Annotated in this window: 8 protein-coding genes; all 8 read right to left on the reverse strand. The window is 60.9% G+C overall.

The window, feature by feature from the left end:
• Positions 1-17: 17 nt before the first annotated feature.
• The 8 genes from JV18_RS0107715 to JV18_RS0107750 all read right to left on the reverse strand — a co-directional run bounded on the left by JV18_RS0107715 (position 18) and on the right by JV18_RS0107750 (position 14,478).
• Entirely contained in the window at positions 18-764 is a 747-nt protein-coding gene (locus JV18_RS0107715; protein ID WP_033074055.1) for a FadR/GntR family transcriptional regulator, read from the reverse strand.
• A gap of 82 nt (positions 765-846) precedes the next feature.
• Positions 847-1,746, reverse strand: coding sequence for an alpha/beta hydrolase (locus JV18_RS0107720; protein WP_160174182.1), 900 nt, complete (start codon positions 1,744-1,746; stop codon positions 847-849).
• Between the two features lie 15 nt (positions 1,747-1,761).
• Positions 1,762-4,623, reverse strand: coding sequence for a TonB-dependent receptor (locus JV18_RS0107725; RefSeq protein WP_033074056.1), 2,862 nt, complete (start codon positions 4,621-4,623; stop codon positions 1,762-1,764).
• 237 nt (positions 4,624-4,860) lie between these two features.
• Positions 4,861-5,613 (reverse strand): SDR family NAD(P)-dependent oxidoreductase, encoded by a 753-nt coding sequence (locus JV18_RS0107730; RefSeq protein ID WP_033074057.1) that lies wholly within the window; start codon positions 5,611-5,613, stop codon positions 4,861-4,863.
• A gap of 5 nt (positions 5,614-5,618) precedes the next feature.
• Entirely contained in the window at positions 5,619-6,899 is a 1,281-nt protein-coding gene (locus tag JV18_RS0107735) for an MFS transporter (RefSeq protein WP_144243898.1), read from the reverse strand.
• Positions 6,896-9,073 carry a heparinase II/III domain-containing protein gene (locus tag JV18_RS0107740; RefSeq protein ID WP_033074058.1) on the reverse strand — a complete coding sequence of 726 codons (2,178 nt, stop codon included), beginning with the start codon at positions 9,071-9,073 and terminating at the stop codon, positions 6,896-6,898. Before JV18_RS0107740 ends, JV18_RS0107735 begins: the two co-directional genes overlap by 4 nt.
• On the reverse strand, positions 9,070-11,289 hold the full coding sequence (locus JV18_RS0107745; protein ID WP_200879078.1) for a polysaccharide lyase 6 family protein: 2,220 nt from the start codon (positions 11,287-11,289) through the stop codon (positions 9,070-9,072). Before JV18_RS0107745 ends, JV18_RS0107740 begins: the two co-directional genes overlap by 4 nt.
• A 225-nt stretch (positions 11,290-11,514) precedes the next feature.
• Positions 11,515-14,478 (reverse strand): TonB-dependent receptor, encoded by a 2,964-nt coding sequence (locus JV18_RS0107750; RefSeq protein ID WP_052072151.1) that lies wholly within the window; start codon positions 14,476-14,478, stop codon positions 11,515-11,517.
• Positions 14,479-14,794 lie beyond the last annotated feature (316 nt).

Genomic DNA, 14,794 nt, shown 5'->3' on the forward strand with positions numbered 1-14,794 from the left:
ACCCAGTCTCCCTTGTATCAGCCCAGCTTTGCGCTCAGCATATAACGTTCGCGGCTTTCAGCGGCGCGCTGTTGCAATTCGACCAACGCCCGCTGTTCGGTTTCGTCGAGCATCGATTCCAGCAAGCGGTGGAAATGACGCCGCATTGCCAATCGTGCGCCCGCGGCATCGCGGCGCCGCAAGGCTTCGACCACATCGGCATGTTCGGCCTGACGCGCCTTGCCATCCTTGCGGCAGACCATCGAATGGCTGGAGCGCACGTCGGGCAATTCCATCCGCATGCGCCACAGGCTGTCGATTACATGGATGATCGCCTTGTTGTTCGATGCCGCCGCAATGGTCATGTGAAATTCGCGGTCGACCGCGCTGATTTCATCCTCGCTGGCATTTTCGTCCGCCATTGCTTCGAGCAAGGCGTCGAGCTTTTCCAGCGTTTCGAGGGAAATGGTCGGCGCCGCGAGCGCCGCCGCCTCGCCTTCGAACAGCGAGCGCGCCTCGGTCAGTTCAAAGGCCCCGACATCGGGCAATATGCGGTGATCATAGGGCAATTCAGCGGCGACATACGCGCCGGCGCCGGTGCGTATGTGAATCCAGCCCATCGCCTGCAGCGCAATCTCTGCCTCCCGGATCGTTACCCGGCTGACCTCAAAGCGTTCCGACAATTCGCGCTCCCCCGGCAGGCGTGCGCCCGGTGGGAAGGTTCCATCAAGGATCAGCCGACGCAATTCGTCCGCAATTTCCTCGAAAAGACGGCGTTCAGCCATGTTCAAGCAACTCCCCAAAATATCTCGGGAGAGATCATACAATCCGGTCTGACAATTTTGAAGCCTGTCCGGCAAAAGGCGATTATTTTTTTATGGGGCATGAGATTGCTTCCAATAATCCCTGCCCGCACAAAAAGGCGACCGCCCGGCGGGATATATCGGCCCGCCATTCGGGGGAGAAGCGGCCATGGCCGCCGCCCGGCACGCGCACCATCTCTGCCGCCACACCCAGCGCATCGAGCCGCTGTTTCAGTGCCACCGACTGATCAAATGGCACCACGGGATCGGCATCGCCATGGACGATGAAGGTCGGCGGCGCATCGGAGGAGAGCCAGTGCAAGGGAGACATATGGCGTTCGAGCCGGGCCGCATCGGCGCCCTCGCCAATCCAGCGCGCGATCGTCGGGTGCCGCCCTGCGGCGGCAGGCCGCCACTGGGTAAGATTGGTGGGCCCGTAAAAGTCGATCAGCGCCGCCGCGCGCGGTGCGCCGCGGCATTCGGCGCTGTCGATATCATTGTCGGGGGGCAGATAGGCGGCCATGGCGGCGAGATGTCCGCCCGCCGACGTGCCGGTGACGATGATGCGCGCCGGGTCGAAGCCAAAGCGTTCGGCATGATCGGCGACCCATTTGAGCGCGCAGCGCGCATCCTGCACCGCCGCCGGCGCCCTGGCCTGCCCGGCCAGCCGATATTGCACCGTCACCAGCCCCATTCCGGCGTTCAGATAGGGGCGAAATCCGGTCCAGCTTTCGGGCCGCTGTCCCCGCGCCCACCCGCCGCCATGAAAATGGACAAGCACCGGCGCGGGACGCGAGGCGCCGGACGGGGGTTCATATACATCGAGCCGCAGCGCGATAGCGTCCACGTCGCGATAAACAATATCCCGCGCTTCGGCGCGCGGCGCCTTTGGCTCGCCCGGCATTGCGGCGGCGCTGGTCGAAACCAGCGCCGCCGCCAAGGCAAGGGGAAGAAGGCGGGCCAAAGGCCGCATCCGGGGTTAGATCCGCGCCCGCAGACCGATGAAATATTTTGCCCCATAATAATGATATTGGCGCGGGTTGCCGTAAACCGGCATGTAAGTTTCCTTGGGATCGTTGAAGATATTCACCGCCTCGACCCGCAGCGAAACGCCTTTCATCAGGGCCAGCGACGCGCGCAGATCGACCGTCTCGCTGGGACCCACATAGCGCAGCTGGTTATTGCCGCCGACAAAGTCCTGATAATAGCTCGACCGGTAGTTATAAATGGCCTGCAGCGACAAGGGGCCGGTTTCATAATAAGCCTGCGCCGACAGCACATGCTTGGAATAGCCCGACAAATTCGCCGGCTCGACAATCCCCGGCTCCACGCTGTCCGTGACCGGATTATAGGTATCGCCAAGGCGAATATCCTGGGTCACAAAATTGGAGTCGGCATAATTATAGCTGACCTTGGCGCCGAACCCGTCGAGCGGCTTGGGAAGGAAGCTGAAGCGCGTCGCCCCCGTCAGTTCAAGCCCATAGATGCGCGATTTGTCGGGGCTGTTGCGCGTCTGCGGAACCGGCACCACAACTTCTTCACCGCCGATGTTGAAGCTTTCATCGATGATGACCGGCTCAAAGCCGCCGTTGAACTGTTTGTAATAGACGGTGGCCGACAGCATGCTGTCCTTGTTCGGATACCATTCAAGCGCGGCATCGGCATTCCACGACATCAACGGTTTCAGACGCGGGCTGCCCGTGGCGATGATGCCGCCGATCGCATCCTCGATCGTATCGAAATCGCTGCCATCAGCCGGGGTGATGGTGCGGCCTGCCCCCAGCGCGCTGGGCGCGGGACGCGACATGGCGCGATAGCCCGCCAGGCGGAACTGGACGTCGGGCGCAACTTCGAAAATCGCATTGATGCTGGGCAGAACGCGGGTCGAAGAGCTTTTGATCGTGACCGTTTCAAATTCGCCCGTCGGGACCAGTTCGATGCCGTCGGTGGTCGTGACGACATCCAGCTCGCTGCGAAGACCATAAGAGGTCACCTGGGTATTGACGACCCGCACCCCGAAATTGCCGCGCACCGGCATATTGCCAAGGTTCGCATCATATTCGCCCATGATATAGCCCGCGAAAGTGCGTTCCATCACATCGCGGTTGGCAATTGCGCGCTTGTCCTCCAGCGGTCCCGGATCGACTGCCCCCACATATTCCTGGAACAAGCAGTCAAGGTCGAAGGTCGCCCAGCTGTGAATGCCATTGGCATCACCCGCTGCCGACAGAAAATCGCGCTGCGGAAAAGCAAGGTTGCGGCACAGATTGTTAATCCGCCGATCCTCTGACATCGCCGGATTATAATTTTCTTCCTTGCGGACGTCATAATCGCGGTAAACCAGCTTGGACCAGCGCCCGCCCGCCGAGATGGCGCTGAGGAAGCCGTCGGTTTCGTAACGGGCATCGGCGCGGCCCGCGAGGATGCGGTTATAGCGGCGGCTCTGATCGCGGCGGAAACGCGCATCGTCCCAGAACAGATCGTGATTGTTGAGGTCGAACCGCGGATCGATGGTGATCGTCGGGACAAAACTGCCCGGCTGCAGCTCATATTTATAGGGGATGCGCTGGTTGTTGATCGCGGTCCGGACGCCATTGACGTCAAAGGCGTCGGTCCGCAGCCGCGCATTGCGCTCATCTTCATAACGAATGGTGCGCGAATAGGAGCCATCGAGCGTGAGCGTCAGACGGTCGGTCGGCGTCCACTCGACCGACAGGCCGCCGCCCAGATATTCTTCAGAACGCGCCAGTTCGATGGTGTTTGATTCAATCGACGAACGCCCGTCAAAGCTGCGAAGCGCGCCATTTTCATCATAGACGGCATTGGTAATGCCATAACGCCCTTCCGACAGATTGAGGTCGGTGCGGTTTTCGACATAGGTACGATCCGAATATTGGACGTCCAGATTGACATTGATCCGGTCCGACGGCTGCCACTGGATGGCGCCGAAGATCGCATCGCGGCGGTCCGTCTCGCTGATCTGGCGGAAAGTGTAGGAATTGGGGGCAAGATAGAAGGGGCGATCTTCCCCATATTGGTCGCGCGTATATTCGGTGCAATTGCCATTGGGGACGATGATATCGGCGCGGCAAGCCGTCCAGGTCGTCGAAGCGGCAAAGGTTTCTTCGGGATTGTTCGTGTCGTTGCGCTGGACGCCAAGGGCGATGCCGATGGTGTCATTCGCAAATTGGTCGACATAGCTGAGCGTCCCGCGCCAGCCGATCCCGCCCTCGCCGACAATGCGGTTGCCATAGGGATTATATTGCGCCTTGATCTCGCCCTGAATGCGGCGCTTGCCGAAATCGAGCGGACGCAGCGTGCCAATTTCCACAGTCCCGGCAACGCCGCCTTCGATCAGGCTGGCCTGCTGCGTCTTGTAGATCTTGATATTGTTGACCAGTTCCGAGGGGAATTGGTTGAAGTTGACCGAGCGGTCGCCGCTGCCATTCGAAGCTTCACGGCCGTTGAAGGTCGAGTTGCTGAGGAAGGGGCCAAGGCCGCGCAGCGCGAGCTCCGACGCATCGCCCTTTTCGCGGTGGGTCGTCGCGCCGGTGATCGTCTGGATCGCCTGCCCCACGGACAGCGCGGGCAGGTCACCGATATCGTCGGCGGATAGCGCATCGACGATGGCCGTTTCCTGCCGCTTGACGTTGATCGAATCCTGAATCGACGCGCGCACACCGCTGACAACAATCGCGTCATCATCCTGCGCCGCGGCCTGATCCGCAACATCGCTTTGCGCCATCGCAGGCGCCGATGCGGCGATAGCGACCAATATCCCGGCGCTGCTCAGCATGGCCGCCCGCATAGCCCGAACGCGAGCCTGTTCCGATGAACTCATTATCCCTCTCCCTGGCGAGTGATTCTGTTATGACTGGTCTGGTCTTATAATATGACCATTATGTCAACCATTATGCATGCGCAAATGGTCATACCACTTTGATATTCGATTAGAGAAATTTTCATTCCATCTCTTGCCGCGCCCCTGAGTGGATCAGGGACGCGGCGAAGATGACTGATCGGCGCCGCGCCCCCTTTCGAAGAGGGCGCTCTCCTCAGCGCGATCGGTTCCCCCTGATCAGGAGAGGAACAGGCCCCCGTTAACGTCCAGATTGACCCCGGCGAGGAAGCTGGAGGCTGGCGAGGCGAGGAAGGTGATCACTTCCGCCACTTCGTCCGGATGGCCTTCGCGGCGCAGCGGCGTGTTGCCGGCAACGGCCGCGCGGCCTTCGGGCTTGGAGAAAATATCGTGGAAGCTGGTGCCGATCAGGCCGGGGCAGACCGCATTGACGCGAATGCCCTGTGGGCCCAGTTCCTTGGCCATCGAGCGGGTATAGGTCATCATCGCGCCCTTGGCCGTGGCATAGACCGATGCGCCCGGCCCACCGCCATCGCGGCCCGCCTGCGACGCGACGTTGATCACCGACGACCCTTCGCCCAGGAAGGGATAGGCCGCCTGCAGCACGAGGAAGGCCGATTTCATGTTCAGCGTCATGACATGATCGAAGAACTCTTCGTCCATTTCCGCCAGCGTCTTGCGCGCGACCATGCCGCCCGCGAGATTGACGAGAATGTCGAGACGGCCGCTGAACGCGACGCCGACTTCTTCCAGCATCGCCTTGACCGCCGCGCTGTCCGTCACATCGGCCTGCACGAGAAAGGCATCGCCGCCCGCATCCTTGATCGCGGCAAGCGTTTCCTCGGCAGCTTCGCGACCGCTCTTATAGTTGATCGCGACCCGCGCACCGGCGCGCGCCAGCGCGATCGAGACCGACCGGCCGATATCGCGTCCGCCGCCGGTTACAAGCGCGGTTTTTCCTTGGAGATTCATTTTACTCATTCCTTATTCTGAGCGTGGGGATGCCCGGTGACGACCGGTTCAACCCGGCCACCAATCAGGCGGAAAGCGAGGAAGGACAGCGGCACAATCGCCGCCGAAAGCGCGAAGATCGGCGCGTAGCTGGCCTTGGTAAGCAGCGGGACGAGCCAGGTGGTGATGAGCGTCCCCGCGACAGCGGCGGTCCCGCTGATCCCGGCGAGGCTACCGACCGCGCCGCCGCCGAAATAATCGCTGGGCAGCGTCTGGATATTGCCGATGGCAGTCTGAAAACCAAAGAGGATGCAGGCAATCAGCAGCACCGCCGACAAGGGATCATCGGCGCGGATCGTCAGCAAAAGCGCGGGCAACATGATCGCGCAGCCCAGCGCAATCGCCGTCGTGCGCGCCTTGTGGACGCTGCCGCCGCCGCCGATGATGCGCCCCGCGAGCCAGCCGCCGAACAGGCTTCCCATCATCGCGCCGACAAAGGGCACCCAGGCAAAAAGCCCGATCTGCTTCACGTCAAAGCCGAAGGTTTCAGCCAGATAGATGGGCAGCCACGACACGAACAGCCACCAGACCGGATCGAGGAAAAAGCGGGCGAGAATGACGCCCCAGCTTTGCCGGTGGCGCAGCAATTCGCCGAGCGGCATGCGGCGCGTTTCACTCTGCCCCGCCTCGGTACGGCCCGACAGAATATAGGCGCGCTCTTCGGCGCTGATATGCGGGTGGTTTTCGGGATCGGCCTTGTAGAACCAGAGCCATGGCACCAGCCAGATAAAGCCGAGAACACCGATCAGCAGAAAGGTGCCGTGCCAGCCGAACTGCACGAAGAGCAGCGCGATCAGCGGCGCCGAAATAATCCCGCCGAGTGATGCCCCGGCGTTGAAAATACCCTGCGCCAGCGCGCGTTCGCGCGAGGGAAACCAGAGCGCATTGGCCTTGGCCGCGCCCGGCCAGTTTCCGGCCTCGCTGACCCCCAGCGTCGCGCGCAACACCATGAGCAAGGGCATGGAACGCACCAGCGCATGCGCCGCGATGGACAGCGACCAGATGACGATCGACACGGTAAAGCCCATGCGCGTCCCGATGGCGTCAAAGATACGCCCGAACAGCGACTGGCCGAACGCATAGAAAATCATGAAAATGGTGACGAGAAGGGCATAATCCTCCTTCGTCGCGCCAATTTCCTTCGACACTTCGGGCCACATTACGGCAAGCGCGTTGCGGTCGATATAATTGATGACGGTGGCCAGGCCGATCAGACCGATGACGCACCAACGCAGACGCCCCTTCATTTGCGTGTCTCCCTTGGTAATTTGATGCGCGCCACAGGGCCGGTCCATTCAAGGCGGCGCCCCTCCAGCATCACGTTATGCCGCGCCGCCGGGGACGCATCATCCGCCACGGCAACCACGAAGCTCTCCCCATTGGCGAGGCTGATTTTCACAAGGTCCGCCGCATCGAGGCGGCGATGGTCAAAGGCGCGCAGACGCGAACTGCTGGCCACCACGGCCTCGGTCGAGGCGTCATAATCGCCATGCGGTTCAAGCAGGCTGACGAAGCTCGCATTTTTCTGCCCATCGGCGCGCTGGATCAGCACCGGTTCGCGGCGCAGGTTGAAATCGGGGTCATTGGCGCCGCTTTCGGCGAGGATGAAATTTGTCCCCGCAGGCGGCCGCATATGATAGCTGTAGAAACGCCGCCCCTTCATCCAGGTAAGGCGCGCGCCATCAGCCTTTTGCCCTTTGCCATCGACCCACAGATGCTGATAGCCATTGGCCGTTCCCAGCACCGAGCGCTCAGCCAGATTGCGGGAAAATTCCACGTCGCTGTCGATGATATGGCCGGAAAAATGCAGCGGCAGATCATAACGGTGCGCGGCGTCGCTGGTGGCGCGCAAGATGTCGAGCGTCAGCGGCTGTGCCAACCCCTCGACCTTGAGGAGGATGAGCGCCCGACGCAGCCCAACGCCGGGATAGGCGGTGTCGATAGCGGCGATCGAATATTGGAGCGGCGCATCGAGCCCCGCGGCTATCTGCTGCGCGGCATGTTCCTCGCCCTTTTTCCAGTCGCCGCCGAACTGATCTTGCTCATCGACGACGAGCATATTGTGCGCGACCGTCGCCTTGGCCCAGCTGTCATTTTCGGGCAGATAGCGCCCGCCTGCCTTCGCCTCGACATTGAGGAAGCGCGCCGCGCCATAATCGGTCACGACCGGGCCGGTTTCGTCATAATAAAGCCAGTTCAGCCGATCGAAATGGCCGTGCCCCATGCCCTGCACACCATTTTTGGCAACCAGCAGCGGCCCGTCGAAACCGGCATCCCCGCGCAGCAGGATCAAGGCGCCCGACTGGCCGTCGGGACCATCGCTCAAGGCACGCGAGGCAAAGGGCCAGGGCTGCGCCTTGCCGGCGGCCAGATCGGCGGCAACCGTCTCGCCTTCGGGGGTCAGGACGGTGCGGCCCTGCCATTTTGCTATCGACAGGAAGGCGGGATCCTGGGTGGCCGCATAAGCGATGGCGACCGCATGATATAATTCCTCGGTCTGCAGGCTCTTTTCGCGGATCGCATCATTGAGCGGAATGAAATAACCATCATGGGTGAGGTCGATGGTCGTCCGCACCGCTTTCAGCAAAATGCCGTCGCGATAATCGAAAATCTTTCGCTGCGGGTCATGCGCCGCAATGGCGGCGGCAAAGACCACAAAGGGCTGAAGCGCGTACCGCTGATAGTAGGGACCTTCGGCATAATAGCCGTCGGGTGAAAAGAGCAGGTCAAGCTGACGGAGGAAGCCCGCCTTGCCGCTTTTGTCGAGGCCGAGCAGCGCCTTGTCGACCAGGTCGCGGTCGTTCAGCAGATAGCCCGACAGGCCGACGCCCGCCGCCGCCCAGGTCGCATGATTATGGATGCGGTTGATCACCTGCGGCGAGCCATCCGAGAGGAAGCGCGCCATGGGACGGATCAATCCATTGTCGATATGGTCACGATCTGCCGCCGGGAGCGATGCGCGGATCTGGGCATAGCCCTGCACCGCATTCACCAGAAAAACGCTGTCGTTCAGGCTTTGCCAGAAAAGACGCCCCGGCACCTGATTGGAGGCGGCAGGATGCGGCCCAAGCCCCGGAAAGAGATCGGCATAGGCCTTAAGCAAGTCGCGCGCATGGTCGCGATAGCGGACATCGCCGGTCAGGCGGTAAAGCTGGCCCGCCTCAAAGATGATGCGGTAATTTTGCTTGTGCTTTTCATGGGTGAAACCGCCGCCCGGATCCCTGGGCACCGGCACCTGAATCCCTGCGCGGATCGACGCTTCGACATTGCGCGCGGCGCGCTCCATTTCGGCGGCAAAAAGCGGCGCCTGCTCGCGCGCGCCCGGCGCGCGCGGCGCGCTATCAGCGGCGATGGCAGCGGCCGGCAGGGCAACGCTGAGCGGCATCCCGCCCGCAAGGACTAGGGCAAGAAGCGGCCTCATGGACGCCCTTCCACCACATTATCCGCAAGGCGCCCGCGCTTCTCTCCCTTCCAGACAAGTTCAAGGACGCTGGGCGCGGGCGTGTTCACAAAGCGATTGGCGGTGATTTTCGTGTCGGGAGTTCCGACGCTGTGGATCACCTCCAGCCTCGCCGAGCGGGTGAAGATATTGCCTGTGATATCGACATGCTGCGCGCCCGAAACGCGGAGCGAGGGCGCGTCGCCGACGCCGCTTTCGACAACGCGCGAGCCGTGCATCGCAAACCAGGGGCCAAAGGTGCTTTCGTCTGTGCCCTTGCGCAACAGATCGGCCACCATCGCGACGCGGTTGAAATCGCTATTTTCAATCTCGAGCCGCTCGACCGGATACCAGCCCTTTGGCTCCTGCTCGCCCGTGCCGTCAACGACGATGCCCATGTTCGAAAAATGGCTGTTCGCAAGGCGCATCTGATCGGCGAAGGTCGAAGCCGCCGCGCGGATTCCGGCAAAGGCAGACGCCTTCCCCGGTCCGGTGACGCGCACCCCGTCGAACAGGAGTTCATAATTGGGGGCGACCCCGGCGGCGACCTTGACCAGCGTTCCGTCCGGGCTGGCGCCGGTCGCATCGACCGAAAGATTTTTAAGCTGCAAACCGCCGCCGCGCGCGACAAGGGCAAGGCCCTCGCCTTGCAGACGCACGACGGGCGCTGCCCCTTTGCCCCCAGCAAGCGTGATGCGGTGACGGATGACGAGCGGGGCCGAAAGCTGATGAATGCCCGCGCCCAGGATCAGCGTGTCGCCCGCACTGGTTGCCTGCAGCGCCTCTGCCAGCTGCTGCGGCTGGACAGCGACGGTCTTGCCGCTGCCAAAGGCGGCTTCCTGCGCGGCGGAACGATACCAGCTTGCCCCAACTTCTTCGCGGCGCACCGGCTGAAGGTCGCGCGGGGCGCCCACATCGGCAAGCGCCGGGTCGACCGGATAGAGGAGGCCGTTGGCGGCGCGCTCCAATGCGATGTCGCGATAGGCGATGCCGTCGGTGAAGCGCGGCTGCGCCACCGATGCCGCGACATTGCCGGCCATGGCGATCCCCGAAATATCGCCTTCGGCGCGCAGCGGGTCGCGCCCGTCCATCCCGCTGATCAGATTGCGCTCGAACCGCGTGTCGACAGGGGCCGCCGACCGTTCGGCATCGGCCCCGGCGGCCAAAGTGATCCGCGCGCTGTCGAGGATGCTATTGCCCTCGATCCGCGCATTGGCGACCTGATGATAGCGGTTGATCACCGAATTGGGGACGCCGTTCATCACGCTGATGGCGCTTTTGAAGGAGTTGCCAGCCAGACCTTCGAAATAATTGTCGCGCACGACCTGGTCGCGATTGATCACGCGCACGCCGCCGGTGTCGGCTATGCCATCGCCGAGGAAGATGTTGCGCTCGACCAGATTGCCATTGCCGTGACGCAGGACGAAGGCGCCCTGCGAGCGCAGGACAAGGTTTTCGCGCAAAATATTGCCGCCCGCCTTGACCGAAACAATCTCGACCTCGCCGCTCGCGCGGTCGAATATATTGCGTTCGATAACAGTCTTGCTGTCGGTCAGCGATTCATCGCTGGTGCCGATGCGAACCGTTTCCCCGCCATTCGATCCCAGCGGCGGGCGCGGGCCGAAATAATTATGGTCGATGCGGTGGTTGTTGGCCTGCGGCTGCCCCTTGGGACGGATGACCGCCAGGGTGACACCGGCATTGGTCTTGCCCTCGAAATGCGAATGATCGACGCGGTTATCGCTGCCATAAAGCGCGACCCAGATGTCCTCTGCCCGGCGGTCGGGGTTGCTGAAACCGTCGATGACAATTTCGGTCAGGCGCGAATGATGCGCGGGTTGCTTCGAATCGCGGCGAAAGGAAATGACTTCGCGCGTGGGGCTGTAGCCATCGCGAAAAACCAGCCCGCGCACGACCAGATGTTCGCCGCCCAGCCGCAGATTGGACTGGCCGGTCAAAAACACCTTGCCGCTGTTTTGCGCCGCGAGAGTGATCGGCCTTTTCGCGGTCCCCTTGCCGGTAAACACCGCCTGGAAATCGCGCCATTCGCCATCGGCGAGCAGGATAGCGTCGCCGGGCTGGGCGGCCTTCACCGCTGCTTTGAATTCGGTGGCATCCTTGACCAGAAGATCACGTGCCTGTGCCGTGCAGGATGCCGACACCATCAGCGTTACCGCCAGAAGCTTTTGAAATGTCACTGCCGCTCCCCACTTATGCTATTTTCATTTTGGCCTACACAAGCGGTAGGACAATATCAATGAATTCTTGCAGACAAAATGACCAGCCTGAAAATCAGCTTATGCATGGCCTGCGATGAAACGCTGTAGACGAAAGCGCCCGCAGCGGTTCCGGCAGCACAGTCTGGACGGAGACCGGCTGCCGGAGAGTCTGACGGCGCGCGCGACGGCGCGCCACCGTCAAGGTCAGAAGCGAAGTGATGCGCCAAAGGTTATGCGGCGGTCGGGCAGACCTTCGCCGCACAGCAAGGCGCCGTCATTGACGCAATATTGGGAGATTTTGGATTTGGTCAGATTGACCCCCTCCACCCCGATATTGAGAAAGTCTGTAACATCATAGTTGATGCTGGCGTTCAGCTGCCCGCGCGCCGAGGTGACGACGGGGAAACCGAAGGTGCTCGAAAGCGTCGCTCCGCCGACGGTGTCGAGGGTGCGGAAGGCGCTGCGCCAAGTGTAGCGCGCACGCGCCGACAGCCCGTATTTTTCATAATAAAGCGTCACATTATAAGCGTGCTTCGAAAAATCGAGCAGGCCCTGTTTCGCGGTTACGGGCACGAAATTGGCATTATTATAGATGCCGTTGATCGCGTTGAAGATATCGGTACCGCGCTCTGCCGATTCATTTACAGCTTCGCCGCCACCAAAATCCTGATAGGTATAGTTGGCGAGGACACCAAAGCCCGAAGCAAAGCCGAGCGTATCTTCAAATTGCGACAGGTCGTATTGAACGGCAACTTCGATGCCCGTCTGCGTGGTATTGCCCGTATCGTTGATTGTCGACAAAATCGGAACGCACATGCCCGATCCGCCAATGGGCGACAGCTGGTTGCGGAACGCGATGGGGTTATAGATCCCCCCGCCTTCACACGGCGGCGTGATGTCGCGATGGCCATTGGCATCGAGCGGAGCATCCTCCAGCTGCGTCACGAACAGATCGGTGCGCTTTTTGTGGAAGACGCCAACGCTGATCACCGAAGCCGGGGCGAAATACCAGTCGACCGACGCGTCATAGGAAGTGACGGTTTCGGGGCGCAAATTGGGATTGCCAAGCGAGACAGCGGCATTTTCGCTCGTCACGAATGATACCGAAGTGGAGAGAAGGTCGAAGTCCGGACGATTGATGTCACGGCCCCAGCTTGCTCGCAGCGCCAGATTGTCGCTGAGATCGGCGACCATATTCACGCGCGGCAATAATTTGCTGTAGCCGCCGCGATTGTTCGTCGGGACGACATTAGCGCCAGAGACCGAATAGCCCATGGAATTGAGCCTCGTGTCGAGCCAGCGCAAACCGACATTTCCTCGGATCGGGCCGGTTTCGAAATTGGCCTGACCATAGACGGCGTGCGTTTCCTCCTTGATCGTGTAAAAGCCTGCCCAATTGGGCTCGGCATCCTTGAGTATGCGATTGCCAGGAGCAGCGGCCAGCGCTTCCCGCAATTTTGCGATGGTTCCGGCGCGGTCGCTGAAAGCGCGATTGGGGTCGATGACCAGAAAATCCTTGAAAAACAGGTCGCGTCCGTCGCCGTCCCCGAAATTATTCGGACCCGGAACGAGCAGGTCAGCGAAATGGGTGCCCCGCGGGCTGTCGTTCAGACTGCTCAGGGTCAGCGTGGTCCCGACATCGTTAAAGCTGTTCACAGCCTTGTTGTAGCGATAGCCGATATCGAAGGAGGTGAAGAAGGGCGTAAGATCTTCTACATCGAGCGACATGTCGACGCGGAAGGCGTCTTCCTTGTTGCGGCTGCTGTCATCTCCGATCACCACCTGCTGCAACACGACATTATTGGGGTCGAGCAATTGATCGACGGTTGGCGCCAGCGGGGAATCGAAATTGATCCCGAAACGCAGTGACCCGCCCGACAGATCGTAACGGAAGGGCACCGCATTATCATTGCCCGTAAAGATCGGCGCATTGGGATTGAGGAAGTTTACCGTCGTGCTGAGGTCGGGGCTGGACGTATTGGCAATCGAGCGCGACGCCTCGACCCGGCCCCAGAAACGACCCGAATTAAATTCAGTGCCCAGCCGGTAAATCTCGCTTGTTGTCAGGCGCGCGCCGACATCGCTGGAAAAACGCATATTGGGATCGTCGCGATCAAAGGCGAGATCGGGTTCGAGAACGCCGGTCTCGGCCACCTGAATGCTGCCGAGCTTCACGCCATCGAGCGTCCCGAAATCAACCGTACGGAAGGAGGTGGGGACGCTGCGATTGACGAGCACGCTAACCCCGGAGCCCTGCACGCGCGAGCTGTCCTGCCGCCGTTCCTGGTCGTTATAGACGGTATCGAAATAGAATTTCAGATTGTCGCTGGGCGCCCATTCGATGGTGCCGGCGAAATTCTTGGTTTCATATTCGAAATTTTCCAGTTCCTGATTGAGAAACTGGATGCCGACAAAGTCAAAAGACTGTGCGGCAGGGCGATCAGCGGGACTTTCCGTTTTTCCGTCCCTGACAACAACCGCGTTTACATTTTCTACCAGGCCGCCGTCGAGGTCGACGCGCGGGCGGAAGGAGGTCGCCTCCTGCTTGGCATAGCTGCCGCTCAGCACGATACCGATTTCACCCATGCCGGTGGACCAGCGATTGCCCAGCGTCGCCGAAAAACGCGGCATCACGCTTTTTGACAATTCGCTATATTCGCCCTGGATGCGCCCGGCGATCAGCGGTTCCTTGAGGTCAAGCGGACGAATGGTGCGAAGGTTGATCGTACCACCCACCGATCCTTCGATTGTCTTGGCTTCGGGCGCCTTGATCACTTCGACCGAAGAAATGATCGAGGCGCTGACATCTTCAAAGCTGATGCCGCCGCGGCCCGACCCCGACCCGACGGTCGAGACGCCATTGATCTCGACGCGATTGTCATTGGTGCCGCGAATCTGGACGCCGGTGCCAACGCCGGCCTCACGCGTGATCTGAACCCCGGTGACATTTTCCAGGACCTCGGCGAGATTCTGGTCCGGAAGCTTGCCGATGTCCTCGGCCTGAATGACTTCGATCAGACTGTCGGCATTGCGCTTTTCGGAAAGCGCATTTTGAAGCGAACCCCGGATGCCCGTCACGACAATGGCGTCGTCCGCAACGGCCTCGGCAGGCCGCTCCTGCGCCAGCCCCGCACCGGGAACCAGCAGGGTCCCCAGGGCGGTGCCCATCAGCAGTTTCGGCAATAGACGAAAATTGGGCGCACCCGAACGGGCGCCGCCGACGCATATCGACATTCTCACTCTCCCTTGGTTGATTATTTTTGTCAGGCATAGTGGTATGACGATGATCGTCAAATGAAAATTTCACAAAAGCAAAATTGGTATAGATAATTTGGTATAGGCAAATGGTACGCATCCTTGGATTTGCGGATACAAGGCAGCTGGGCCTCCTGTCTGCAAGCCCTTTAAAATCCTGGATTTTTTTGACTATTGGGCATGGCCTAGCGCTCGCGATCCCCCGCTTGTGCTTCTCAGACGACGCGGC

This window comes from Sphingopyxis sp. MWB1 (assembly GCF_000763945.1).
GTDB lineage: Bacteria > Pseudomonadota > Alphaproteobacteria > Sphingomonadales > Sphingomonadaceae > Sphingopyxis.

Coding starts and splice junctions, on each gene's coding strand:
- JV18_RS0107715 (WP_033074055.1), bottom strand. CDS start 764: ATGGCTGAACGCCGTCTTTTCGAGGAAATTGCGGACGAATTGCGTCGG.
- JV18_RS0107740 (WP_033074058.1), bottom strand. CDS start 9,073: ATGAGGCCGCTTCTTGCCCTAGTCCTTGCGGGCGGGATGCCGCTCAGC.
- JV18_RS0107725 (WP_033074056.1), bottom strand. CDS start 4,623: ATGAGTTCATCGGAACAGGCTCGCGTTCGGGCTATGCGGGCGGCCATG.
- JV18_RS0107735 (WP_144243898.1), bottom strand. CDS start 6,899: ATGAAGGGGCGTCTGCGTTGGTGCGTCATCGGTCTGATCGGCCTGGCC.
- JV18_RS0107750 (WP_052072151.1), bottom strand. CDS start 14,478: ATGGGCACCGCCCTGGGGACCCTGCTGGTTCCCGGTGCGGGGCTGGCG.
- JV18_RS0107730 (WP_033074057.1), bottom strand. CDS start 5,613: ATGAATCTCCAAGGAAAAACCGCGCTTGTAACCGGCGGCGGACGCGAT.